A 23,649-nucleotide genomic window follows, 5' to 3' on the forward strand; every position below is an offset into this window, starting at 1 on the left:
CTCTTCACTCTCCTGGATCGATTTCACTAAAGTAGGACTCGATGATTTGTTCTAAATCTTTTGGGATGTCAGCTCGGTCTGAGCCATTCCGATATGAAGAATAATAGTCCTGATACACTTCTTCATAAGGCCTTAAGGATCCTCTTTGAATCGGTCCGTCGGTCTGAAACTGATCTCCCCGTTCACCTTCACCTATTTCACCTGAGTCGAGTTCCACCTTATCTTCTCCCTCTACCTTCTCAGGAATTGATAGCATATCCCGGGACCCCTGACCACTACCGACACCATTTCCATTTCCACTGCCCGAACCGTTTCCAGATCCATTTCCCTTTTGACCAGAGGAGTTCTCAGCCCCTTTACCACCACTGCTACCTTTAGAAGAGGCCGTCTGTTTACCTCCTTTTGACTGGGTGTTTGATTGTTTAGAGGATGCTCCACCGTTTCCATTGGATTTCGCATTTTGAGCTGAACCCTCCGCAGCATTTTCCCCGATGGTTTCCCCTAATTCTTCTGCTTCCTCCTGTAGTTCCTCCTGAAGTTTAGCCAACTGTTGTATTTGTTCCGAGTCCTTTGTTTCCTTCAAAACTTCCTCTAACTCTTTTAAAGAGGCGATATCATGATCCTTCAATGCTTTCATCAGTTTGTTTTTTTGTTGTTTTGATAGTTGATTGAAACCCTGTTGAAGTTTTTTTACGTCTTTATCGCTAATGGCATCTTGAATTTCGGGTATGTTTAAACCAGCTATTTCTTTCTTCAGTTCTTCCAGCTTGGCATGTTGCTTTTTCATTTTGTTCTTCTGAAGATCCAGTTCCTTTACTTTTTTCGTTATTTCTTCGTATCGATCTGTTACTACTTTCTTTTTCTTAAGTTTTTCGTTTTCCTTCAGAAGCCTTTCTTTAATGGCAGCATTCTCCTTTTTATCTGCCTTCTTTTTTATGCGTTCGTTTGATTGGGCAATGATCTCCTTTTCATCCTCCAACCTCTGTGCTTCTTTAAACATGTGATCTCTTTGATTGAATATCAGAAGGGCTAAAAGTACGAGCATAATGGTGGAAAGCATCAATTTTGGCTGAATGATTCTTTCTCGAACCTTCTTTATTTCAGGTAAAGCCGCTCTCATTTTCTCCAGGGCATCACGGAGAACCAAGGGTGATAATGCATGCTCACTGTGAAGACTGCTATATGCGGCAGTGACTCGATTATCGTCTATGAAGTGATCATAGTATCGTGCGCTATCCAGCATGGTGGATCTTTTATGAAAGGCTGTTGCCCCACCTACAATAAAAATGAAGATGATCCCGATCCAAAGCCCCCTATCCCAGTATGGAATGGGGGTGATTGCTGCCAGAGCGATGACGCACAGGGCAAGAGCTCCTGCGTAGAAAACCAGGAGCTGGATCGCATGCCATAATTGCCTGATCAGGAGTTTCTTCCTTATTTGTTTAAGTAATTGAAGAAATTGTTTCGAGTCCATCTTCTCACCCTCTATTTTGTGCTCTTCACCTTCATGTTCGGTCTTAGCTTCAATATGCTTAAGCTCAATGACAACAGTGCCAATACAGTGTATATACTCAGGAATGAGATCCATAACGGAAACTTGATTCCGCTTCGTGTATAGATTTCTTCAATGGCCATCGGTTCAAAATGCCCCATGATAACAATCGCAGGATTAAACATCGCAATGAGGTACGGTACTGGAGTGGTCTGATTTTGATAAGGACCGTTCCCAATTGCTAAGGAAAGCATGAAGAGGAATAATGTCCCCCCCACGAGAAACAGTACCGTTGCATAGGTTGTGACCATGGATACAATCGTTTTGCGGATGACTGTTGAATAAAATACTCCCATTGAGCCAAATGTAAATACGAGAAATAAACTATATCCAAACACAGTGAATAAATCTGAAGGAGATACTCCACCGAACAAGAAAACAAAGCTGTATAAAGGTAAACTTGATATCACGAGCAGCAGCAAATAAGAAACCGACGAAACAAGTTTACTCAGGATAATGCTCATTGAACTTTGTTCTGTCGTTAACAACATGCTTAACGTTTGCTTCTCTCTTTCACCGCTGATCACCCCACCTGTTAAACCGGGGGTAATGAATAAAACGAGTGCAAGCTGCAAGAAAGAGAGAATCATAAACATGGATCTGCTCTCTTCAGGGCGGAAATAGCCTGTATTAGAAGATCGTGTTTGCAAGTAGATGAAGCCGATTACAACAATGCCTATGGCGATAAGGTAACACAACATTCCGATAAATGATTTAAACGAACGAAAGCGAAGCTTAAACTCCTTATTCAACATGGGATTAATAAGTAATTGTTTCATGAAAGAGTCACTCCTTTCGTGATCTCCATAAAGACATCCTCCAGGTTTGTTTCTGTTTCTTTGAAGCTCAAAATGGGAATATCATTCAGAATGGCTTTTTTCAATAATTCAGTCTGCTCGCGTTCCTCTCCTTTATAGAGGAATTGGACGGTTCTAGTTTCCTCATTCACTTCAATTTTAGAAACAAAAGGATCATCTTCAAAAAATGCCACAGCACTTTCTACAAGTCCCCTAACCTTCACTACAATCAGTTTATCTGCCTGAAGTTGAAATTGAATGTCTGATACAGAACCATGAGCCACAAGTTTTCCATTGTCGATCACACCGATTTCATCACACATTTCTGCTAGCTCAGGGAGGATATGGGAAGAGATTAAAATGGTCTTACCCATTTTCTTCAATTCCTTCAAGATTTCCCTCATTTCGATCCTCGCTCTCGGATCAAGCCCCGAAGCCGGTTCATCAAGGATGAGGACCTCGGGATCATGGATGAGGCATCTTGCCAGACATAATCGCTGCTTCATTCCTCTCGATAAAAGGTCCACATAGGAATCTTTCTTATGAGAAAGATTCACCAGTTCCAACAGCTGTGGAATGAGTTTTTTTCTTTGAGCTGCGGGTATTTTGTAGCTGGCACCATAGAAATTCAGATATTCATCCGCTTTCAATTGATCATACACACCGAAGAAATCGGGCATATAGCCGATTTGTCTTCGCACCGATTTCGGCTCACTGCTGATATTGTATCCATTTACGGTAGCCGTTCCCGTGGTAGGGGCAAGAAGGGTTGAAAGTATTGAAAATGTAGTGGACTTCCCTGCACCATTCTGGCCGACAAAACCGAATACTGTTCCCTTATCAATGGATAAATTCAGATCATCCAAGGCAAGGAATGACCCATAGCGTTTGGATAAATTGTGAATTTCAATCATGGCTGAACCTCCCCTTTCAACACAATGGCAGGAAGACGAACAAACGGATCCCCTTGTGAACGTTTTTCAAACTCAAAAACGATTTCCCCATTGTCATTCATATAGTTATTCAAGTTTTCCTTTACTTCTATAGTATTGGCAGATGATTCTTCAAGAAGAAGCTTCTCGTCGGTATTGGGCTCTATAAGTGAGTACTGAAGAATCCCTCCCGTGTGCAGTGTCATATTTAATGAATGAAGAGCGACCTTGGATACATCCATTTGTTTAGGCAGCTGGATGGTCATTTCATATGTACCATCTTCCAGTCCCATTTCATCTGCACCATTATGGGAATAATGCTCGATGATTTGTCCTTTTATCGGCTTGACATCGAGATCCAACTGTTCACTACGAAGAGTAAATGCACCCTTATACTGCCCTAGTGAAGGAAAGTGTTGATAAAGTAACGAAAAATTTTCGGATTTAGATTCTTTATTTTTAATTTTCATATTGAAAATTTCAGCTTCTGTATATCCAAATATGACGGGTGAATTATTCTCATTATCTGCTGAAATCATTTGCGAAGCGAAGTTTTCCAACCTTTCCTTCTTTTGCTGCTTGATGCTTTGTTGATTCGGAAATGGTGCTGCCATATTGGGGTTCCCTATCGGCGATGATAAATATTCAGTTGATAGTTTTTTATCAATCGTCAAGGTTTCTCCAGCTTTTACTTCACCCACTCGATAGATTCGTGAACCGGACCAAATATACAAATCGGTAAAGTCGTATGGGAATTCATTTTTTATCTTTCCAGTAATCGTTTTATCCTTTAATACCAATTCAGGGATGAAGCTCCCGAGATCCTCCCTCTCACTGGTTCCCAGCACCGTTCTCGTTGACCAGTACTCTACATCTCTAAAGATGATCTTTCTTTCGTCTTTACTAAGTTCTTCTATGGCAAATTTATACTGATTGCCACCACCTGGATTATTCCTCATCCTTGCCGGTGTTAGCTCTAGTTGGTTCTTATCAGACACAAAGTCATAATTTCCCCCGGAGTTGGAAAGAGCCGTAAACGCTGAAATACCATGTGCGCTTTTATCATCCTCGACTTTCAGAACGCTCATTTGATTCAAATGGGGTTTTGAGATACGGTCTTTGGCACCGGTTACGAAAATCCCTGTCGAGACGAGGATTGATAGGGCCGGGATGATCCACCATGCCTGTTCACGCTTATCCAGTTTCCTTAATAAGAAATACAAAAGAGGCACAATGACAATCAAATACAAAATCAGAATGATAACGAGCGTGCTGACTTTAAAATTGGTCGATGGAAAAAGTTCATTACTGTCTGCTACATCATAATAAATTCTTTCCAAGAAGCTTTGATCACCATTTTGCTGTCCAAGTAAATAGTAGGGTTCCGTTTTAGACAACATGTTCGCAAACCACTCATCATAATTTTCCCAGTCGTTCAAAGCGGGATCTCCCAATGAAAAGGACGTTTGCCATACTTCCCCCAATCCTCTGTCACTCTTTGTGACTAAAGGTACATCCCCCTGTTTAACAATGATTTCTGCATCCGACTTCACTTTACCTTTAAAGATAGGCAACGTGTTGAAAGAAGCTTTGATGCTTTTCTTCACATTAAAGGAAGAGGTATCGGAAAGCTCTGTTTCTACCTCTTGTATGGTAAGAGGTAACATTGTGGCTACAGAACCAAGGCTTTCCTCCAATCGAGGAGCTGCACCAACCATTAAGACCCCACCATTTTCAACCCATCGCTTTAAAGCCTTCTGTTGATTTTGACTGAGTTCAGTTACGTTGAATTGGTCAATGACGATATAATCTAGCATCTGTAAGCCGACTCCTTCTTCAGGGAAGGTTTCTTTCGTCAGAGTCAATGCCTGGACCCGGTTCCCCCCCATAGAAGTACCTTTTATCCCTTTTAAGCGATCGGGATTTTCACTTAATATACCAATTGTCGTGTTATTGCTATAGATGAAATTGGGTGTTAGTCGTTTATCTCCTTTAAATTTCACTTCTTTTCCATCTTTCCATGACCCTTCAAACAGATGGATGGTTTCAAGATTTGAATTATGTCTGATTTCATCATTGAAACCGGTTATGGAAAATGTGTATGTACGCTCTGAATTAGCCGGAACATCAATGGACAATGCCCTTGCTCCTCCAGTCTGATAGGAAGGAGCATAATCAAATAGTAGATCCCCTTTAAAATCGGAACCTGAATTTTCTACCGTAACATTAAGAGGAAAACCTCGCCCTTCCTTTACTTTTCCGTCGATTCCTTCTTCCACTGAAATTTTTATTTGTCCTTTTGCAAGTGTTGTGTCCTGTATAAACAGAAACATCAATAAGCCTAACAACACGACGAATAATGCTTTTCCCCACCTTTTCACATGCATTCCCCTTTCTCTTTCTCTATCTCTCTAGAACATAGACGAAATTCAGAAGGAAAAAGTTTCTTTTATTTTTCCTTTTTCGCCCAACTAGCCTAAGTGTATTTTTACACTATTGCAGATTATTCTCAAGATGTTTTTGTAAAGATTGGCAGATTTTCTGGAGTATCCCTTTTACAGGGTAAAAAAAAGGACGCGCATCCATAGGATAAGCGTCCTTTCTCTTATAAAAAATTATATTGTCTCGATATAATCGGTAAGAAGTGAGATGGCAAAATCGATGGCTTCTTCGTTCGGGTTTAATTTCGAGTGATGGAGACCATATGCGGAATCGACTCCAAGCCAGAACATAAAACCTGGTATTTCCTCAAGCATATATCCAAAGTCTTCACCTGTCATCGCCTCTTTACAGATGATCAGTTCTCGGTCCGTATCCCTTAAGAACGACATAAAATGATTGGTCCATCCTGGATCGTTGAATACCTGCCGGTACATGCTTCCGTAATTGACTGCGATATCACAGTCATAGCTTATTTTCATTCCTTCAATCAACGCTTCCAGCCGCTTTTTCACATTGTCCATAGAATGTGTGGAAAGGGTACGGATCGTCCCTTCAAGTCTTGCCGTTTCGGCAATAATATTCTGGACCGTTCCGCTTTCCATCTTTCCTACCGTTATGACCGCACTGTCCAACGGATCGACATTCCGAGAGACGATGGACTGCATTTGTGTGACAAAGGAAGAGGCCACCACAATCATGTCTTTGGTATGATGAGGATAGGCAGCATGCCCGCCTTTTCCTTTAAAGTCAATAAATAATTCCGACGTATTGGCAAAAAGAAGCCCTTCTTTGACGGCAACCTTGCCCACTTCGTATTCAGGGGCGATGTGAAGGGCGAAGATGCAATCAGGCTTCCATTCCTTCATGATATCACTTTGGAGCATCGGCTCCGCCCCACCCGGTCCTTCCTCTGCAGGTTGGAAGATAAATAGAAGATCATCTTCTATCGGGTGGTATACAAAATGGGTGAGAACTCCCAATTCAATCGTCATGTGAAGATCATGTCCGCAGGCATGCATCCTCCCTTCATGTGATGAAGGAAAATCCAATCCCGTTTCTTCCTGGATAGGAAGTCCATCAATATCCCCACGGTACCCGATCGTCCTTGTAGGATTAGTACCATGAACCTTAACAAAAATCCCTGTCTTCCAAGTCTTAATTTCTAATCGGTCAGCTGGCAGACCGGATATATAATTCAATAAGTATTGCTGTGTCTTAAATTCTTGAAACCCCAGTTCCGGTATTTGGTGGAGATCTCTCCTGATCGACTTAAAGTCTACGGTTGTCATAAATACCCTCCTATTATGAGAAAAAACATTGATAGATCGTGAATAAGTGACCTTACAAGAAAAGAACAGACGTCATCCGTCCGTTCTTTCTTAAATCATGCTATTGATAGTTCGAATTACAGTTGACGTAATTCTTGTTTAATTTCTGTCTTTGATTTGGTTTTATCATCGATATCCTTCAATTTCTTTGCAGGGGTACCTGCGACAACCGTATAAGGCGCAACATCGTCTACGACTATCGCACCGGCTGCTACGACAGCCCCTTTTCCGACGGTTACACCCTCAAGCACAACGGCATTGGCACCAATGACTACGTCATCCTCAATGACCACAGGCTTTGCAGATGGCGGTTCAATGACGCCTGCAAGGACAGCTCCTGCACCAATATGACAATTCTTTCCTACTGTTGCACGTCCACCAAGTACAACGTTCATATCGATCATCGTTCCAGCTCCTACCACTGATCCGATATTGATCATTGCACCCATCATGATGACGGCATTGTCACCGATTTCCACTTGATCGCGAATGATTGCACCTGGCTCAATGCGGGCTTTGACCCCTTTTAAGTCAAGTAGGGGGATTGCAGAATTGCGACGATCATTTTCGATTACATAGTCTTCGATTTTATCTTTATTTTCATCAAGAATAGTAGAAAGTTCACTCCACTCTCCAAAAACAACACCTGAAGTGCCTTGAAGGAACGTCTGTGAGGAACCGAAGTCGATCCCGTCCAAGTTCCCTTTTACATAGACCTTTACAGGCGTTGACTTTGTACTATTTTGAATAAAAGAAATAATTTCGTTTGCATCCATCATGTTCATAAGAATTCCCTCCGTAATTATGTATAAAATTCAGAATTCGTTTCTTGAATTACTTTATCAAATTAAAGGGTGGAAGACAACCCATAATCGCGAATACTATGAGTTTTCATGAATGAATTCGTTTACAACTTCCACAAAGGCTTCCACTTGTCTTAGTTGAAAGGCCGACTCGTAACCGAGTAACCAAGTGTCACGATGGATGAGTGAATTATGCTCATCCATCAAAGGGATTTTATAAATGTCTTGTTCCATCCCGTCCAACGTAATGGCTGGTAGAATGGCATAGCCGATCCCATTCAAGGTCATCTGCTTACACGTTTCAATTTGATCTACCACAATCGTCCGCTTAGGTGTTGTCTGAAACTGACGATGCCACCAGTCCTGTATTTCCTGATAATAATTGGAGTCACTCTTAAATTGGATAAAGGGCCGATCTGTTTTCATCACCTCATCTATGGACTGAATCTCCCTATCCACCAGGTACAGAGTATCCTGAAACAAATGGTGTTTCGGCCCCTTCCAATCGGGCGTTCCCCTGATGATACCAATATGGACCTCATCTTCATAAATGGCTTTAAGAATTTCACTGCTCCACCCGGTCATTAGAGAGATCTTTGCATGGGGGTAGGTATCAACAAAGCGTTTTAGAACCTTTGGCAGCCAATTCTGACCTACGATAGAAGCACAGGCTATTTTCAGTGTTCCGTGCACTTCAAACTCAAGAGCCTGAATCCGCTCCTTCACACTCTCTTCTTTAAGGAGCATCTCATCTGCAAGTTTCACCACAAGCTCCCCAGCAGGTGTAAGGGAAAGACCTTTTTGTGAACGAATAAACAATTTCGTCCCCCATTCTTTTTCAATCGTCTGGAGCCTCTGGGACAATGCTGGCTGGGATACGAATAATCGTTCAGCGGCTTTCCTCATATTCATTTCCTGTGCCAGTACATGGAGAAGTTGGTATTCCGAAAATGCCATTTTTTCACCTTCATAAGTTTTTCTTATATTATATCTTAACTTATATAAAATTTCATTATTGTTGTGATAGGAATATACTGAGAGTAACAGGAAATGAGGTGAGAATCAGTGGAAGTGATCTTATTTTTTACCGGGTTGGCAGTCGCTTTAGTTGGTACACTTGCAGGCAGCGGTGGACTGATCGGCATGCCCATCATGCTCCTCATCGGATTGCCTATTCATACAGCCATTGCAACAGCTAAGTTTTCGAACATTACTAGTTCACTTTCGAGCTTTGTTTATTTAGTGAAAGACAAAAAGGTCACATGGAAGGAATGTATTCCGATTCTTCCCATAGCACTGGCCGGGGGGCTGTCCGGAGCATTTCTGTCGGATAAAATCCCCCCTTTCGTCCTAGAATGGATGGCATTCTTCTTTCTTATCATTGCACTATGCTTAAGTCTCTTGAAAGGATTCCAATTAAAGGAGACTAAACGGAAAGACTTTAGAATCTTCGGCTTTTTGTATTTCATTAGTACGTATGACGGACTATTCGGACCAGGTCAAGCAACCATGCTGATGTATACTCACTTATTTCACGGACAGTCTTATTTAAAATCAGTTGCACTCACCCGTTTTCAAACGTTCTTCAGTTGTCTCGGTGCATTTATAGTGTATTTCCATAATGGCCATGTAGAATGGGGTGTAGCCCTCCCATTTGCGCTTGGTGCTCTCATCGGTGCACAATTCGCTGTAAGATTGGCAACCAGGTTATCCTTACGTCATGTACGAATCCTTTTAAACATATTGACCTTCATTCTTATTCTCCAATTAGGAAAAAGCCTATTCTTCTAAGACACAGGTACAAATGAACAAATAAAGAGGATGGCAGCCTGCCACCCTCTTTGTTATGTCGTTATGTAACTGCCTTAAAGGATTTAATCCCTTTTGAACAGCTGACGTTGAAGCTGTTTTAACACAACTCTCCTGGTCATGATGCCTTCAAAATATCCATCATCGGACACCACGCATAAAAATGGGTGATCGACCAATAATTCCAAAGCCTTCTTGAAGTCGGATTGTAGTGAAACCATTGGGACATCGCTTGTCATAACTTCTTCTACTTTTTTGGCTTCCAGTTTTTCAAACTCAAAGCGTTCGAGACCAAGAATGGAATCGGTGATTAAACTAGAGCTGATCAAACCTTGAAAGCGAAAAGTCGGATCGAGAACAGGGATGGCTGAGTAACCACTCTTTGTGAGCAATAATAACGCATGTTCCAGGGAATTCCCTACTTGTACATGAGCTACTTTCTCAGAAGGAATAATAAAATCCTTTATATTCGTTTCTAATAACTCCTTGCTACTCATTGAAATCATCTATAACCCCTCATTTAGAAAATATGAATTTAGTGCCAAGCAGACACTATTCATTTTAACATACTGGAAGAAAAATGTATGTTTTGACGATTGACTAATAGACCAAAAAAGATAACCATAATGGTTACCTTTTGTTTCGATTAATCTTGTTGAGCTTCCTGTAGAAGTTCAAAAATCTCAATGGCCGTGATGTCTATGTTATCGAAAGGAAAGCTGTTTCCTTTTTCATTCATGACTTCGATTTCGAATGTATCCTGTTTAGGAAGATACTTTACCTCACAGATTTTCTTACCGTTGTATTCAAAAAATCGTTGTTGAGTTTCCCCTTGTTCACCTTGCTCTTGTAATGATTTTAATCTTTGTATAATTCCAAGAAGCTGAGACATAATCACTCTCTCCTTTCCTGATCTAATTCTTGGTCATAGCTTTTGCATTGTACCAGATAATATCCTGTTTAATCTAATGTTTTGTCCTTTTTTCACAAAAATTCCTTTATAATGAAAGGGAATAACATTCTTATTTCACCGAAAGGATTGGTTTGATGAGTGTATACCCTATTGATTCCCGAATCTCAATCGTCGACTTAATGGATTTATCATTAAAGGAACGCACAGGCAGTTATATTTTGGACGAAGAGGCACTGACCATTATTGAAACGTCTGCCAGTCCTTCAATATCTCATCTAAAAAAAGGTCTCTCTAAGTTAAACATTAATCCTGAAGATATTCAATACATAATTTTAACCCATATCCATCTTGATCATGCTGGGGGAGCAGGGCTTTTCTTAAAGGAGTGCCCTAATGCGAGTATCATTGTTCACCCGAAAGGAAAGCGTCATATCGCAAACCCTGCACGTTTGATTTCAGGTGCAAAAGCGGTTTACGGGGAAAAATTCGATGAACTGTTCAACCCGATCATACCTATCCCCGAAGAACGGATCCTGGTCATGGAACATGAAGAAAAGCTGAATTTGAGTGATTCATGTACCTTAACGTTTTATCATACGCCGGGTCACGCCAACCATCATCTCAGTATCTTTGATTCTGCTTCAAATGGAATGTTCACAGGTGATACGTGTGGAATTCAGTATTCCATTGGATCGGAACGTTTTTATTTCCCCTCAACCTCGCCCAATCAGTTTGATCCGGACAAGATGAAAAGTTCCATCAACATGTTTAAAGACCTTGATCTGGACCGTTTGTATTTTGGACATTATGGTGTGACGGAGGATGTATCGTTTGCCCTTTCAGAAGTAGATAGATGGCTCGATCTTTTCATGATAATGAGTGTGGAACTGTATTCTTCCCATGTTACAATGGAGCAGAATGTAAAGACCCTTACTTCTGCATTGAGTAAACGGACAAGAAAGGAAATGGTGCAAAGAGGGGTTGATCCCGAGAACCCTATTTTTACATTGTTACAGCTCGATATGAACGTTTCTGCAATGGGAATCGTAGATTATTTAAATAAACAGCATAAAGGAGATCATTCAAAATGAAGGAAGTCACACTATATTCTCAACCGGAATGCCCACCTTGTGAAGTGGTCAAGATGTTCCTGAAAGAACAAAATGTGAAATATAAAGAAGTGAACATAAAGGAAGATGCTCAAGCTAGGGATTATCTTATCAACCACTTAAAGGCTTATTCCACTCCAACCGTAACGATCGGTTCAGAAGTGATTTCAGGCTTTAATTTGGAAGCCCTAACAACTGCTTTAACGAAATAAGGGCAGCAAAACATAAAAAGCAGGCCAGGTTCCCCATGTGCATGGGAACCTGGCCTGCTTTCATATTTTATCGGGATTGTACAAAATCAGGTACATCATATGTGATCGCTGACACTTTCCAGGTACCCTCTTCTTCACTCAACACCACGGCTTCTATACCTTCTACGCTCTCAATCGGTCCCTCCTCTTCATTTGTACGTTCCTCCCAAATATACCAATGGCCATTTATGTACTTCACATTGGTGGATTCATCGTAGCTGAAAAACGGAATATAATAGGAGGCAAAATCAGAGCCAAATGTGATATATCCTCCGTCTATTTTATAAACATTTTCACTCATAAAGCTTTCTGTCATTTCGGCGGTTAAATATTTTGAAAGTTTTTCTTCAATCTTTTCTTGTGATTGTGGTTTTTCACTCAATGATACTTGAGTGCGAAATGCATTTTCTACAACAGTTAATGCGTTTTCCTTCGTGAACTCTGATGCTTGTGTTTGCCCTGCCTGTCCACTTGCTGCTGAAATGATGCCGATGATAAACAACAATAACCAAAACTTTTTCTTTTCCATTTGCATTCCCTCCTTTAAATACTAGATGAAATTATTGTAGCAACGGAAAAATGTCGATGGGATACGATTCATTCGTTAAATCGTAACAATGACTGACATATTTTTTGGTTTGGTTGTAAAATTCCCCCTGTTTCTGCCGATCAAACACATTTTACAGTGGTACATTTAACCAAAAAAGGATGCTGCACAACGTTCATGCAGCATCCTTAATATCACGATAAATATCGAATGGACCAGTAGATTATGAATAACGTAATCAAAATGGTCCCGATCAGAATAGACAGGAACACGGGATTCCGAATAAAAGGGTGCTCCTTTACAACGTCGGGAATATCTGTATCAAAATCACCCTTCAATCGCTTCTCCTGGCCTGCCAACCTAAAGGTATACACCAGCGAATAACCGGCAAGCGCCAACACAATCAAGGCAAGCACAATCATAAAAATACTCATTCTAGCCCCTCCTTACAAAATGTCCTTAAAGTTAATTTGTCCCAACAACAGAAGGGTATACAAAGAAAAGCGCAAGGGGCTCGCACTGGGGCGACAAGCATAAGACGAGTCACCCGGAAAGGCGTTCTTTGCCTTTTTGGGTGACTTGACTTATGACCTCGAGCCCCAAGCCCCTGGAGCTGGACATCTCGAAAAGCGGAGGGGCTTTGCCCAGAGGCGACAAGCATAAGGCGAACCTGCCGGAAAGGCGTTCTTTGCCTTTTTGGCTGGTTTGACTTATGACCTCGAGCCTCTAAGCCCCGAGCTGGACATTTCGAAAAGCGGAGGCGGCTGGGTCAGGCCCGACAAGCATAAGATGAATGGGCCGGGAAGGCGTTTTTTTGCCTTCTTGGACCATTTAGCTTATGACCTCGAGGGCCTAGCCGCCGGAGCTGGACAAGTAGAAAAGCGCAAGGGGCTCGCACTGGGGCGACAAGCATAAGACGAGTCACCCGGAAAGGCGTTCTTAGCCTTTTTGGGTGACTTGACTTATGACCTCGAGCCCCAAGCCCCTGGAGCTGGACATCTCGAAAAGCGGAGGCGGCTTACTCAGGCCCGACTAGCAACTTAAAAAAGCAAACCGTCCTCTTCAAATAAAAATTCATAGGAAAGGTCCATGAAGAGATATAGACCATTTCCAAATGGATACGAATACGTTCTGATGGATTCACCTGAATCAATGTCACTATAGATATCAGATAATAATCCTTTTTTGTCAATTCTCATCCGGATGATATTCTCAAGGAAGTATGGGCGCCAGCTCCAATTCTTTCCTTTGTACATTGGTTCTACCACCCATTTTTGATTGGATTTCACCACATTACTCGTTACTTGAAACCCATTCTCATCACATATATAAAGTCGGAAGCATTTATCCGTAAATTGCTTGGCCATCTCAAAAAGGAGATCATCAAATTCTACACTCTGTTTTTTGATCATCATTAACTTCTGACTGACTTCTTTATGGAGGACTTCTGCAAATTCATATCCCGCTTCCAGATGCTTTTTTTCATATCGGATATAATCCTGACACTTTTCCTTCAACTTTTCCTTGAGAAGATCAGGTTTCAAAAAGGAGGCAGACGGATGCTTTAGATAGAATCCTTGATAATATCGGCCACCATTCAACCAGGCAAACTGGAGCTGATAGTTGATCTCAATATTTTCGAATAAAAGGGATGCCCCGATTTTCCTGGCAAGCATCGATAAACTATATAGAATATCTTTATACGCTTTATTCCCCGCGTCATTACGCAGTTGATATAGGTCTACTTTTAAAATGTCGGGGGAATAGTGGGAAAGCCGATCCAATTGGCCACTGTTACCGCCAATGTTATCGATGGCAATTTTAATGCCATATGTTTTGTAATAGAGAAGTAGATGGACCAATTGATCAAAGTCCCCTACAAATGTTTTTTCAGACAGTTCAATGACCGTCCGGTTCAAATCCAACCCTTTTTTTTCATGATCCAATAGAAGCTCGAGGAAAGACTCGCCGTGGTCAAGCATAAGTAATCGCGCATCCCGGTTTAGGAATATGTAACCCTCTTGTTTCTCTACTAAGAATTTTTCCAGTGCCAGACGAGTGACACGCTCATCCACTTCAATTTTATACTCATCGGGTATTTCCTCATCACCGAAGAATGGGCCAAGGCTTTCAACCTCATTATTTCCTGTAACCATTCTTCCCAATACCTCGTAACCGATAATTTTATGTTCATCTGCACTGAAGATCGGTTGAAAGTACGGAATCACTTTATCTATATTGGTTAATACTTCTAATGCATCCATTCGTACTCCCCCACCTACACTCATGTTTTTTGCATAATTATAACACAATTATTCTGTTGATTTAAAAAAGAAAACACGAAAAAGCCTTCCCAACCCTGCCACTTGGACAGGATTGGGAAGGCTTTATGAAGACAAGAATTGCCTCTCCAATAGATTAAAATGGGAATTGATTCAGCCACTGACCTCCATCCATGGTAATGCATTCGCCGTTAATATAAGCCGCTTTTTCAGATGCGATGAAATAGGCAAGACCTGCTATTTCTTCCGGTGTCCCCAATCGTTTTAGTGGTACACTGTCAATGGTTCTTTTTGCGGCTTCCTCTGAGATCCAAAGCTTCTCAGCCCCCCCGGTCCGTTCAATAGGTCCCGGGGCAATCGCATTCGTACGAATACCGTATTTATGACCCCATTCAACGGCAAGGGTTCTTGTGAGCGATAAAACACCGGCTTTTGCTGCGGCCGAATGAGCGACACCTGCTCCCGCATTCCAGGCATATGTCGCAACCATATTAATGATGGATCCCTTTTGACCTTGTTCAATCCAATAGTTCCCTACAGCATGTGAACAAAGAAAAGTTCCATTCAATACGATATCTATGACGGACTTCCATCCATTCGGTGTAAGCTTCTCAACAGGACAAATAAAGTTTCCAGCAGCATTGTTGATGAGCACATCGATTTTCCCGAATTTTTCAGCCGTAAACTCAACCATTGCCTTGACATGCTCTTCTTGCCTTACGTCCATCTGAAATACTTCAATATTCCCTTTTAGAGATGAAAATTCTTCCTTCACCGCTTGAAGTCTTTCCTCATTCCTCCCGGTGACGACTACACTTGCACCGGTTTCAACGAAATGCTTCGCCATATATTTCCCCATACCATTTGAACCGCCTGTTACAATGACAACTTGCTCTTCTCCCATATGTAACTCCCCCTTGTTAATGAATGAATACTCACTCATATATTATCATATAAAATCGTATTACAACCATTATTACGAAAAAAAAGACTGATTTTTAAGAAAACACTGTTTTCTTAAAAATCAGTCCAATAAAGCTAACCTTCCGGATTGTTTACAATGAGTTCGTGTAACTGTGCTAATGCTTTGATAATGGTTTTATTTCTTTTATATCCTTTTGCTTCAACGGAAACATCGTTATACGTAACAACTACCTGACCTAAAGATCGAGGAGATTTAAAGCCGGATACATACACGTTAATCGTTCCTCTTTCGGTTGGGAGGAAGAGGATATCCATACGTTTTGTCTGATTCATAATCCCTCTCCTTTTTAAAGCATTCGAAACCGTGATCCATATTTAAAGCGGTGCATACGCATTCCATCTATGAACCTATAACTCTCCTCACTTTAAAATAAGCCATAGGAATTATTCTGTCAAACAATTAGCAGGATCATCTCTGGTCATTCAGGATGTAAGAATATCCCGAGAGCTCTCAACATCATCACATAAGAACAAATTGCTGCTGTTCAATTTCTTTCGGCCCTATCGGTTTACTAAAGAAATACCCCTGTGCCTTCTGGCATTTCGCTTCCTTCAAAAAGTCGACCTGCCCCTCACGCTCGACTCCTTCGGCAATAACCTCAAGCCCCAGGCTATGGGCAAGGTGAATAATGGTGGTCGTAATGGCAGAGTCCTTCTGGTTCATGCCGATCTCCTTAACGAAAGACTGATCGATCTTTAATATGTCAATCGGGAACCGTTTCAAATAATGGAGTGAAGAGTAACCCGTCCCAAAGTCGTCCACCGATATGAATATTCCCAGGTTTTTAAGTTTTTTCAGCATTTTTAACGTTTGCTGTGTGTCTTGCATGGCTCCCTCAGTAATTTCAATCTCTATACAGGAAGCAGGTATTGAATAGGTTGATAAGTAGAAATCGATCGTGTCCACTAAATGCTCATGAAGGAATTGTTTGGGCGAAATGTTGATTGCCACGCGTACCGACCTGTACCCTTTGTTTCTCCACTTTTGTAATTGTATACACACCTGCTCAAGTACCCATTCGCCAATTTGGTGAATCAAACCGGTTTCTTCTGCAAGTGGGATGAACTGAGCTGGTGACACGAATCCAAACTTTCGATTATTCCATCTGATCAAAGCTTCAAAACTGTCAATCGTTCCGGTTGATAAATTGACCTGAGGCTGATAATGGATGAACAACTCTTCTTTCTCTATTGCTTTTCTCAAGTGGGATTCCATAATTATATGGTTTGGAAAACTTGATTTCATGTGCGTTTGGTAGAAAAGGTAATGTGCCCTCCCCTTTTCTTTCACCTCAAACAATGCCTGTGCTGCTTTTTGGATGAGTGAGTTCGAGTCATATCCATCGGCAGGATAGCGGCTTATACCAATGGAAGGAGAAATGTAAAACTCCTGGTTCTTTACTGTAAAAGGGTCGATGAACAAAGACAGGATTTCTTTTGCCTTCGTTTTTGTATCGTCAAAACTACTATTCTTCAATAGGAAGAGAAATTCATCTCCTCCCTGCCTATATAGTAAGAAGTCTTCATTCGTAAGGGTCATCAGGCGCTCGGTGATTCTTCTAAGAAGGTGGTCTCCCCCCTTCAAGCCAAGCGTGTCATTCACAAATTTGAACCGATCTATATCCAGATATAATAAAGAAAGTTCAACTCCTCTTTCTTCCATATTGTGAATGATTAAGGGGATATGTTCATCCAGTGCCTTTCGATTCCAAAGACCAGTCAATTGATCATGCATAGCCATATAATGAATCATTTCATTTTGCATATGATTGGCCGTGATATCTTTCACGATGATATAGCAACCATCACACTTTTCATCTACCACGATGGGTACCATTTTCAATTGTGTTATTTTATCCTCACCCGTTTCATTCATAAGCAGACAATGATCGATCGAAGAGGGATTACCCTGTAACGTTTTATAAAGATACTCGGTTAACAGCGCCTTATTTTGAGGATGGAACAAGTCAAATAACTCCATATTGACGAGTGTTTCTTTTGCATAGCCAGTCAGTGAGCTTCCTGCTCCATTGGAATCGGTGATGAACCCATTTGAGTCAAGTATGAATATGGCATCCAAATTATGTTCGATGATCGATTTGTATCGTTCCTTCGCCCTTAACAAATGTTTCTTTTCTTCCATTGAGGGTGTAATATCCCTCGTGATCGAAATAACATACTCTATTTGACCCTGTTCAGTCTTGATTGGAGTAAGGATGGACTCATTTATCACACTATTCCCATTCACATTATATACATCCTGATAGCTGATCCTTTTCCCTGTCTCCACCAATTCCACATATTTCTTCATTAAGTCATCAGCCATTTCTCCCGGAATCACTTCCTCAAGAAAACGTCCCATATCCTCCTGACGGATCGATGTATAACGTTTGGCAGACTCATTTACATATACATATTTAAATCTTCTTCCGTCTTCTACTTTCATTATGAAAACCATGTCGTGAATATGATCTAATATTATTTCCTTCAATACCCTGTCCAGGAACTTCCGGTCTTGATTAATGGTATTTCTTTCTGTCCATTTCATGGATTCGTCATCCTTCTATGCTTATGAATTTATAAGAATCATGCACTGACTCCATTTTACTCATTCATCCAAGATAATCCTACATTCTTGTAAGAATATTCGTTCTACCCCCATTCTTCCCTCGTCCTTTTCACCGCCCAATATATATGAGACAGGCGCACAGGTTAATCATAATCCATAGACTAAATATAGAGAGAGGAGGTTTTTTACGATTATGTATCGACACGCATATTACCCATATAGAAGCTATCAACCCTTTAGAGGAGGCGATCAGCGCTTCTTCCCATTCTTCGGACTACCATTCTTAGCCGGTGGCTTAGCGGGATTGGCCATCAGTCCATTACTTTTTAACAGACCATGTTATGGTCCTGCATGCTACCCACCTTATCCGCCTTATGGAGGGTATCCTTATCCTGGATATCAACAACCCTATGGAGGTAACAATTTTCAATCATCACCGTATAACCTTACGGAGAATATTAATATATACCCCGGAAAATAATCAAAAGGCTCGCCTAATTCTGCTTGTATTAGGTAGAGCCTCTTTGTTGTTATCCTTCTCTATCCCTCTAAAGCTACAGAATTACCTACAATCAACAATCTATATCCAAAATGATAAACTCCCCACGGTACCTTTCCAATCTAAGGAAAAGGGGTTATAATGGGAATGAATACATTAGAAAGGAGCCAATAACTTGAGAAACACTAGTAAATCCACCCCTTCTTCCACATCCGTCATTACCCTCTCTCAAGCTATTTTCACTGTGAATCGTCATGCGAAAACAGCAGGTAACCCAAAATACTTATATTCTTTAAAAAAACGAGCCTTAATGAAGATGATCCGGGAAGGTAAGGCAAAGAAAGTTGGACTCCACTTCTCTAGAAACCCAAAGAATAGCCAGCAACAGTCTGACGTTTTGGTTGATTGTGGAGAATATACGTTTCATCTTCCACCAACAAAGGAAGATTTCAAAGAGCTTCCCCACCTTGGATCACTCGATCAACAATCAAGGAATCCTAAATGCAAAATGAGTTTACAGCAGGCAAAAGGAATCCTGGAGAAATATACAGGAATGTCGGATCATTCTGACCAGATACGAAAGACAGGAAAAAGCCAGTATCAAAAGCCCGTTTTTAAAAAGTTGGGCGACAGCTTCTTTTAACACCCTATGATTTTAGTACAGTAACGCGTATATTCTTTAAAGGGTTTTGACATTTGTCAGAACCCTTTATTCTATCCTTAGAGAATATACTGATCAATCTTTAAGATGAGCTCCGCAATTTCTGGTTTGCTGATTTGATCTTCCGCTCCCACCATCTCACCTTTATGTTTTAAATCATTGGTGATCAGAGAAGAGAAAATAATGACGGGCAGCGTCTTAAGCTTGGGATGGTTCTTAATTCGCTTGGTCAAGTGATGGCCATCCATTTGTGGCATTTCAATATCTGTCAAAACAAGTTGTACACTTTCCTTTACGCCTTTATTTCCCTCAGCAAGTGTTTCTAAATATTGAAATGCATCTGCCCCATTTTCAAAAAACTCCACATCTTCATAACCCGCTTCCTTTAGGGTGTCATGAAGGAGCTTCCGAAGTAAGGGAGAATCCTCTGCTGCAACAATTCTCTTGTTCATTCTCTCCCTGGGACCTAATTTTTTCACTTGATCTACTCTAATTCCTGTTTCAGGATTGATCTCAAGCATGATACTCTCAAAATCCAGCAAAAGGATCATGGATTCGTTCCGTTTAATCACTCCTATGATTCCTGAATGCACTCCTGAATACATTTCGGAAGGCTTTTCGATTTGGTTCCATGAAATTCGGTGAATCTGGGTAACGTTATGAACATGAAAAATGACTTTCTGTTGGTTGAATTCAGCTACTATGTATTTGGACTTTGACGTTTCTTCTTCTGCCACTCCAAGCACTCTTGCCATATCCACAACCGGTAAAACCTCTCCCCTCAATTGAACGATTCCCTTAACATGGGGATGTGAATGGGGAATCGGAATAACCGTCGTCGGCTGAATGATTTCCTTTACTTTTATCACATTGATTCCGAATTTATTATGTCCAACCTCGAATTCAACAATCTCGAGTTCATTTGTTCCACTCTCTAGAAGTATTCCATTTGATTGTTTCAATTGACTTCTTCCTTCCATACATTATTGCCATCCCTTTTTATATCGAACATTTACCCAACTTCTTTACAGGAACAAATGAAAAAATCCACTCTATTCCATGATACTTTGCGGTAAATGATTCTCATTGATTATTATCGCCACACCTATACATACTAAATATAGGAGGTGTTAAAATAATGGATCGAAGAAATGTTGAAAATAAGAGCATGCCTGATTTTGACGATATTACTGACCACATTCTCCCTGCACAGAACACCATGCCCGTGATTGCTCTTGGAAAGAACGCGGACGGTAAAGATGAACCTGATGAACTTTCCTATATAGAAGGGCAAAAAAGCCGTAATCAAAGCAATGATGATTCACGTTCTTGATTATACAAATAAAAAAAAGCGATTGATCATGTTCCTATCAATCGCTTTTCTATCTATACCCCCCGCTTATTCCCCCATACAAGAGTATGGAGCTGAGGCAGGACGCGTACATTATTTAATTCTTCTCTTTCACATACTTTTTCAATAAGTGTTTCATAATCCAAGAGCAAATCAGATACCAGCTTGTCTGTATCCCCTTCGGAAACTGAAGGATTTCCTGTTTGGATATAGAATGGGACATGTGGATATCGATGATGGATGCCTGTGGCATATTCCAGATCACGATCATTAAAGACAACCACTTTTAAGCTGAACTGTGAAGAATTCTCAGATAATCGGTTAACGATCAGGTCAAGCTTCTCATAGTCGGTATCCATCCCCGAACTTGGCGGTTTCGGAGAGAGGGTCAGGTCACTAATATCATAAAACCAATCCTGCCATCTGCTTCCTTGAGTTTCAAGAGCAGATTCAATACCATTTTCACTTAATATGTCGATAAGCTCCTTCAGGTTGGCTAATAGCGCAGGGTTCCCACCGGAAATCGTTACATGTGAAAAACGATTTCCACCAATGTCCTTTAGTCTATTCCACACATCTTCAGCAGACAAAAGCTCTATGTCCTCTTTTGCAGATCCATCCCATGTAAAGGCTGAATCACACCAGGCACAGCTGTAATCACAACCGGCAGTCCGGACAAACATCGTTTTTTGGCCGATGACCATTCCCTCCCCTTGAATGGTAGGGCCGAACACTTCAAGAACGGGAATTTTCTTCATGATCGATTCCACTTTGGTCTGTATATGACATAACTTGTGGGTGTCTCTCTTAAAAACACCTGAAGACACTTTGGCTGGTGAGGAAGCGTGTCTAAATGCGACTGAATGATTTCCCACATGACTTTTGCCATCACTTCAGTTGTAGGAAATTCCATGCCTGAATTGGAGGTAAACATATCATCCTCATTTATCAGGGAGTGATCGAATCGTTTGTGAATCAGTTTTTTTATGTGTTGAAAATTAATGAGGAATCCAGAGTCATCGAGCTGGTCCCCACCGATGGTAATATTGGCAAAGTACGTATGTCCATGAACATTTTGGCAACTTCCTGCATCTACATGTGGAATATGGTGAGCCGCTGCAAAATGCATGTCTTTGTTTAATTCAAACTCATAGTGATGGTCAGGAGTAGGATAAATCTGTTGAATCATAGGCCCTCTCCTCCTTTTTTATCATTCACATATTCTTCAAGTCCCTTTTGTCTAAGTTCACATGCTGGGCATTCGCCACAACCGCTGCCTTTCAGTCCGTTATAGCACGTAAGGGTATTGTCCTGAATATATTGAAAAGCTCCTAAATTGTCGGCCATTTCCCACGTCTGTGCCTTATTGATCCACATAAGCGGTGTATGAATCACAAATTGCTCATCCATAGAAAGATTGAGGGATACATTCAAGGATTTTACGAAAATGTCCCTGCAGTCAGGATAGCCGCTAAAATCCGTTTCACATACACCCGTTACGATATGTTTCGCTCCGATCTGCTTTGCCAGAATCCCTGCGAATGACAAGAATAATAGGTTCCTTCCTGGAACAAAGGTCGAAGGTAATTCCCCGTCCTTTTGGGTAATATCTTCATCCACTCTTGTCAATGCACTCGGTGCCAGTTGATTCAATAAACTCATATCCAATACATGGTGAGGCACATTCAGATCCTCTGCAATCTCTCGTGCACAGTCCAGTTCCGCAACATGTCTCTGACCATAGTTAAATGTCACAGCTTCTACTTCTTTAAATGCTTTCTTTGCCCAAAATAAACACGTGGTGCTATCTTGACCTCCGCTGAAAACCACTAACGCTTTTTCTGTGTTCATATATGGTTCTCCTTTCTTTACTACAGGCTCTTTTGCCATGAAAAGAAGAAAGAGATTCTGTAAGACTCTATAATTCCGGCATTAAAACCGCCACTAACAAAAAATAACGACACCTAAGGATGTCGTTTTCCTTAGTTTTTTATAGAGGGTTGTGCTAGAACCTCTCGGGAATCGTCATTTATCCCAATTCTTCTTCTATTGTCCTCAACCAATATAACGTTTTTTCACAAAAAAATCTACATTTTGAACCAAATTTATCTGATGGCAATCATGGAAAAGTTGCAGAATTCACGATCCCTCCCCATAATAAAAAGGAATACAAATTCTTGGAGGGTACATCATGCTGGAAGAAATGATGAAATTCATCAAAGAAGTGGATAAACTGAAAACAATCGAGCGTCGAACGTACGTAAGCGATGGGAGCCGAAGAGAAAATAGCGGCGAGCATTCCTGGCATGTATGTGTGATGGCCATGACTTTATTTGAAGTGTTTGAACGAAAAAACGAAACAGATCTGTTCACATCCATTCAGATGCTGCTTCTTCATGATATTGTGGAAATCGATGCAGGAGATACGTACGCTTTTGATGTAAATGGGTATGAGGACAAGCATGAAAGGGAAGTACGTGCTGCCGAGAGAATCTTTGGACTCCTCCCTGAAGGAGCAAGAACCAAATATAGGTCTCTATGGGAGGAATTCGAGGAAGGTAAAACAAATGAAGCTCTTTATGCATCAATCATTGACCATATTCAGCCTCTTCTCTTGAATATTTCTACTGAAGGAAAATCATGGATGGAGCATAACATTTATGCTCACCAGGTGTTAAACCGAAATGAATGGATAAAGGCTGCCTCCCCCACAATATATTCACAGATAAATGAATGGGTTGGAATGGGCATTGAAAAAGGATGGCTTCTGAAGGAATAGTTATCAATAATAATCAGGTATTCCACATGGAATACCTGATT

At 41.0% G+C, this 23,649-nt stretch carries 26 protein-coding genes and 1 riboswitch; of the genes, 7 read left to right on the forward strand and 19 right to left on the reverse strand.

Features of this window, described 5'->3' with window-relative positions:
* Positions 1-4: 4 nt before the first annotated feature.
* The 7 genes from ACIGG7_RS11610 to ACIGG7_RS11640 form a co-directional block, all read right to left on the reverse strand.
* Positions 5-1,474 carry a hypothetical protein gene (locus ACIGG7_RS11610; protein WP_397549840.1) on the reverse strand — a complete coding sequence of 490 codons (1,470 nt, stop codon included), beginning with the start codon at positions 1,472-1,474 and terminating at the stop codon, positions 5-7.
* Between the two features lie 11 nt (positions 1,475-1,485).
* Positions 1,486-2,331 (reverse strand): ABC transporter permease, encoded by an 846-nt coding sequence (locus tag ACIGG7_RS11615; RefSeq protein ID WP_224941409.1) that lies wholly within the window; start codon positions 2,329-2,331, stop codon positions 1,486-1,488.
* Positions 2,328-3,263 carry an ABC transporter ATP-binding protein gene (locus ACIGG7_RS11620; RefSeq protein ID WP_397549841.1) on the reverse strand — a complete coding sequence of 312 codons (936 nt, stop codon included), beginning with the start codon at positions 3,261-3,263 and terminating at the stop codon, positions 2,328-2,330. Before ACIGG7_RS11620 ends, ACIGG7_RS11615 begins: the two co-directional genes overlap by 4 nt.
* Entirely contained in the window at positions 3,260-5,662 is a 2,403-nt protein-coding gene (locus tag ACIGG7_RS11625) for a DUF7408 domain-containing protein (protein WP_397549842.1), read from the reverse strand. Before ACIGG7_RS11625 ends, ACIGG7_RS11620 begins: the two co-directional genes overlap by 4 nt.
* A gap of 234 nt (positions 5,663-5,896) precedes the next feature.
* Complete coding sequence (locus ACIGG7_RS11630; RefSeq protein WP_397549843.1) at positions 5,897-7,012, reverse strand: N-acetyldiaminopimelate deacetylase; 1,116 nt, start codon at positions 7,010-7,012, stop codon at positions 5,897-5,899.
* A gap of 116 nt (positions 7,013-7,128) precedes the next feature.
* The gene (gene dapD / locus ACIGG7_RS11635) at positions 7,129-7,836 is read right to left on the reverse strand and encodes a 2,3,4,5-tetrahydropyridine-2,6-dicarboxylate N-acetyltransferase (protein ID WP_224941413.1); all 708 of its coding nucleotides are present in this window, start codon (positions 7,834-7,836) and stop codon (positions 7,129-7,131) included.
* 96 nt (positions 7,837-7,932) lie between these two features.
* Positions 7,933-8,811, reverse strand: a complete 879-nt coding sequence (locus tag ACIGG7_RS11640) for a transcriptional regulator CcpC (protein ID WP_397549844.1) — start codon at positions 8,809-8,811, stop codon at positions 7,933-7,935.
* 108 nt (positions 8,812-8,919) lie between these two features.
* Here ACIGG7_RS11640 and ACIGG7_RS11645 point away from each other — a divergent pair, with 108 nt between their 5' ends.
* Positions 8,920-9,645 carry a sulfite exporter TauE/SafE family protein gene (locus ACIGG7_RS11645; protein ID WP_224941415.1) on the forward strand — a complete coding sequence of 242 codons (726 nt, stop codon included), beginning with the start codon at positions 8,920-8,922 and terminating at the stop codon, positions 9,643-9,645.
* 83 nt (positions 9,646-9,728) lie between these two features.
* On the opposite strand, the gene cbpB is transcribed toward ACIGG7_RS11645, so the two are convergent.
* The gene (gene cbpB / locus ACIGG7_RS11650; RefSeq protein WP_224941416.1) at positions 9,729-10,169 is read right to left on the reverse strand and encodes a cyclic-di-AMP-binding protein CbpB; all 441 of its coding nucleotides are present in this window, start codon (positions 10,167-10,169) and stop codon (positions 9,729-9,731) included.
* A 140-nt stretch (positions 10,170-10,309) separates the two neighbouring features.
* Positions 10,310-10,555: a YkuJ family protein gene (locus ACIGG7_RS11655; RefSeq protein WP_034756109.1), complete on the reverse strand. Its 246-nt coding sequence runs from the start codon at positions 10,553-10,555 to the stop codon at positions 10,310-10,312.
* Between the two features lie 155 nt (positions 10,556-10,710).
* Here ACIGG7_RS11655 and ACIGG7_RS11660 point away from each other — a divergent pair, with 155 nt between their 5' ends.
* Positions 10,711-11,667, forward strand: coding sequence for an MBL fold metallo-hydrolase (locus ACIGG7_RS11660; protein ID WP_397549845.1), 957 nt, complete (start codon positions 10,711-10,713; stop codon positions 11,665-11,667).
* Positions 11,664-11,897, forward strand: coding sequence for a glutaredoxin family protein (locus tag ACIGG7_RS11665; RefSeq protein WP_224941418.1), 234 nt, complete (start codon positions 11,664-11,666; stop codon positions 11,895-11,897). Before ACIGG7_RS11660 ends, ACIGG7_RS11665 begins: the two co-directional genes overlap by 4 nt.
* A gap of 67 nt (positions 11,898-11,964) precedes the next feature.
* On the opposite strand, the gene ACIGG7_RS11670 is transcribed toward ACIGG7_RS11665, so the two are convergent.
* The 6 genes from ACIGG7_RS11670 to ACIGG7_RS11695 all read right to left on the reverse strand — a co-directional run bounded on the left by ACIGG7_RS11670 (position 11,965) and on the right by ACIGG7_RS11695 (position 18,297).
* Positions 11,965-12,465, reverse strand: a complete 501-nt coding sequence (locus ACIGG7_RS11670) for a DUF3993 domain-containing protein (protein ID WP_397549846.1) — start codon at positions 12,463-12,465, stop codon at positions 11,965-11,967.
* A gap of 212 nt (positions 12,466-12,677) precedes the next feature.
* On the reverse strand, positions 12,678-12,917 hold the full coding sequence (locus ACIGG7_RS11675) for a hypothetical protein (RefSeq protein ID WP_235576015.1): 240 nt from the start codon (positions 12,915-12,917) through the stop codon (positions 12,678-12,680).
* A 606-nt stretch (positions 12,918-13,523) separates the two neighbouring features.
* Entirely contained in the window at positions 13,524-14,747 is a 1,224-nt protein-coding gene (locus tag ACIGG7_RS11680) for an EAL domain-containing protein (protein ID WP_397549847.1), read from the reverse strand.
* A gap of 154 nt (positions 14,748-14,901) precedes the next feature.
* A complete protein-coding gene (gene fadH / locus ACIGG7_RS11685) occupies positions 14,902-15,669 on the reverse strand; it encodes a 2,4-dienoyl-CoA reductase (protein ID WP_224941422.1) in 768 nt (255 codons plus the stop codon).
* Between the two features lie 134 nt (positions 15,670-15,803).
* A complete protein-coding gene (locus ACIGG7_RS11690; RefSeq protein WP_224941423.1) occupies positions 15,804-16,022 on the reverse strand; it encodes a hypothetical protein in 219 nt (72 codons plus the stop codon).
* Between the two features lie 187 nt (positions 16,023-16,209).
* Positions 16,210-18,297, reverse strand: a complete 2,088-nt coding sequence (locus ACIGG7_RS11695) for a sensor domain-containing protein (RefSeq protein WP_397549848.1) — start codon at positions 18,295-18,297, stop codon at positions 16,210-16,212.
* 214 nt (positions 18,298-18,511) lie between these two features.
* Between ACIGG7_RS11695 and ACIGG7_RS11700 the strand changes: the two genes are divergently transcribed.
* Both ACIGG7_RS11700 and ACIGG7_RS11705 read left to right on the forward strand, forming a co-directional pair.
* Positions 18,512-18,799 carry a hypothetical protein gene (locus ACIGG7_RS11700; RefSeq protein ID WP_397549849.1) on the forward strand — a complete coding sequence of 96 codons (288 nt, stop codon included), beginning with the start codon at positions 18,512-18,514 and terminating at the stop codon, positions 18,797-18,799.
* A 193-nt stretch (positions 18,800-18,992) separates the two neighbouring features.
* Positions 18,993-19,460, forward strand: coding sequence for a YkyB family protein (locus ACIGG7_RS11705; RefSeq protein ID WP_224941425.1), 468 nt, complete (start codon positions 18,993-18,995; stop codon positions 19,458-19,460).
* Positions 19,461-19,537: 77 nt separating this feature from the next.
* Here ACIGG7_RS11705 and ACIGG7_RS11710 read toward each other — a convergent pair whose 3' ends face one another.
* Positions 19,538-20,440: a chemotaxis protein gene (locus tag ACIGG7_RS11710; RefSeq protein WP_318246417.1), complete on the reverse strand. Its 903-nt coding sequence runs from the start codon at positions 20,438-20,440 to the stop codon at positions 19,538-19,540.
* Positions 20,441-20,616: 176 nt separating this feature from the next.
* Between ACIGG7_RS11710 and ACIGG7_RS11715 the strand changes: the two genes are divergently transcribed.
* Positions 20,617-20,811, forward strand: coding sequence for a hypothetical protein (locus tag ACIGG7_RS11715; protein WP_397549850.1), 195 nt, complete (start codon positions 20,617-20,619; stop codon positions 20,809-20,811).
* A 53-nt stretch (positions 20,812-20,864) separates the two neighbouring features.
* Here the strand turns inward: ACIGG7_RS11715 and queE are convergent, their stop codons facing one another.
* Genes queE through queC form a run of 3 tightly spaced genes read right to left on the reverse strand, consistent with a single transcriptional unit; the run spans position 20,865 to position 22,680 of the window.
* The gene (gene queE, locus ACIGG7_RS11720; RefSeq protein WP_397550047.1) at positions 20,865-21,590 is read right to left on the reverse strand and encodes a 7-carboxy-7-deazaguanine synthase QueE; all 726 of its coding nucleotides are present in this window, start codon (positions 21,588-21,590) and stop codon (positions 20,865-20,867) included.
* Positions 21,584-22,018, reverse strand: coding sequence for a 6-carboxytetrahydropterin synthase QueD (queD, locus tag ACIGG7_RS11725; RefSeq protein WP_397549851.1), 435 nt, complete (start codon positions 22,016-22,018; stop codon positions 21,584-21,586). The genes queE and queD overlap by 7 nt, the downstream gene beginning before the upstream one ends.
* Positions 22,015-22,680 carry a 7-cyano-7-deazaguanine synthase QueC gene (queC, locus tag ACIGG7_RS11730; protein WP_224941430.1) on the reverse strand — a complete coding sequence of 222 codons (666 nt, stop codon included), beginning with the start codon at positions 22,678-22,680 and terminating at the stop codon, positions 22,015-22,017. The genes queD and queC overlap by 4 nt, the downstream gene beginning before the upstream one ends.
* Positions 22,681-22,805: 125 nt before the next feature.
* Positions 22,806-22,850: riboswitch (PreQ1 riboswitch) on the reverse strand.
* Between the two features lie 170 nt (positions 22,851-23,020).
* Here queC and ACIGG7_RS11735 point away from each other — a divergent pair.
* Positions 23,021-23,608 carry an HD domain-containing protein gene (locus ACIGG7_RS11735; protein ID WP_397549852.1) on the forward strand — a complete coding sequence of 196 codons (588 nt, stop codon included), beginning with the start codon at positions 23,021-23,023 and terminating at the stop codon, positions 23,606-23,608.
* The last annotated feature ends 41 nt before the right edge of the window (positions 23,609-23,649 follow it).

It is taken from the genome of Rossellomorea sp. NPDC077527 (assembly GCF_044542955.1).
GTDB lineage: Bacteria > Bacillota > Bacilli > Bacillales > Bacillaceae_B > Rossellomorea > Rossellomorea aquimaris_E.

Excerpts from the sequence above, each read along its gene's own strand:
- ACIGG7_RS11610 (WP_397549840.1), bottom strand. The coding sequence starts at position 1,474 with ATGGACTCGAAACAATTTCTTCAATTACTTAAACAAATAAGGAAGAAA.
- ACIGG7_RS11615 (WP_224941409.1), bottom strand. The coding sequence starts at position 2,331 with ATGAAACAATTACTTATTAATCCCATGTTGAATAAGGAGTTTAAGCTT.
- ACIGG7_RS11620 (WP_397549841.1), bottom strand. The coding sequence starts at position 3,263 with ATGATTGAAATTCACAATTTATCCAAACGCTATGGGTCATTCCTTGCC.
- ACIGG7_RS11630 (WP_397549843.1), bottom strand. The coding sequence starts at position 7,012 with ATGACAACCGTAGACTTTAAGTCGATCAGGAGAGATCTCCACCAAATA.
- dapD (WP_224941413.1), bottom strand. The coding sequence starts at position 7,836 with ATGAACATGATGGATGCAAACGAAATTATTTCTTTTATTCAAAATAGT.
- ACIGG7_RS11640 (WP_397549844.1), bottom strand. The coding sequence starts at position 8,811 with ATGGCATTTTCGGAATACCAACTTCTCCATGTACTGGCACAGGAAATG.
- cbpB (WP_224941416.1), bottom strand. The coding sequence starts at position 10,169 with ATGATTTCAATGAGTAGCAAGGAGTTATTAGAAACGAATATAAAGGAT.
- ACIGG7_RS11655 (WP_034756109.1), bottom strand. The coding sequence starts at position 10,555 with ATGTCTCAGCTTCTTGGAATTATACAAAGATTAAAATCATTACAAGAG.
- ACIGG7_RS11660 (WP_397549845.1), top strand. The coding sequence starts at position 10,711 with ATGAGTGTATACCCTATTGATTCCCGAATCTCAATCGTCGACTTAATG.
- ACIGG7_RS11665 (WP_224941418.1), top strand. The coding sequence starts at position 11,664 with ATGAAGGAAGTCACACTATATTCTCAACCGGAATGCCCACCTTGTGAA.
- ACIGG7_RS11670 (WP_397549846.1), bottom strand. The coding sequence starts at position 12,465 with ATGGAAAAGAAAAAGTTTTGGTTATTGTTGTTTATCATCGGCATCATT.
- ACIGG7_RS11675 (WP_235576015.1), bottom strand. The coding sequence starts at position 12,917 with ATGAGTATTTTTATGATTGTGCTTGCCTTGATTGTGTTGGCGCTTGCC.
- ACIGG7_RS11680 (WP_397549847.1), bottom strand. The coding sequence starts at position 14,747 with ATGGATGCATTAGAAGTATTAACCAATATAGATAAAGTGATTCCGTAC.
- fadH (WP_224941422.1), bottom strand. The coding sequence starts at position 15,669 with ATGGGAGAAGAGCAAGTTGTCATTGTAACAGGCGGTTCAAATGGTATG.
- ACIGG7_RS11690 (WP_224941423.1), bottom strand. The coding sequence starts at position 16,022 with ATGAATCAGACAAAACGTATGGATATCCTCTTCCTCCCAACCGAAAGA.
- ACIGG7_RS11695 (WP_397549848.1), bottom strand. The coding sequence starts at position 18,297 with ATGAAATGGACAGAAAGAAATACCATTAATCAAGACCGGAAGTTCCTG.
- ACIGG7_RS11700 (WP_397549849.1), top strand. The coding sequence starts at position 18,512 with ATGTATCGACACGCATATTACCCATATAGAAGCTATCAACCCTTTAGA.
- ACIGG7_RS11715 (WP_397549850.1), top strand. The coding sequence starts at position 20,617 with ATGGATCGAAGAAATGTTGAAAATAAGAGCATGCCTGATTTTGACGAT.
- queD (WP_397549851.1), bottom strand. The coding sequence starts at position 22,018 with ATGATTCAACAGATTTATCCTACTCCTGACCATCACTATGAGTTTGAA.
- queC (WP_224941430.1), bottom strand. The coding sequence starts at position 22,680 with ATGAACACAGAAAAAGCGTTAGTGGTTTTCAGCGGAGGTCAAGATAGC.
- ACIGG7_RS11735 (WP_397549852.1), top strand. The coding sequence starts at position 23,021 with ATGCTGGAAGAAATGATGAAATTCATCAAAGAAGTGGATAAACTGAAA.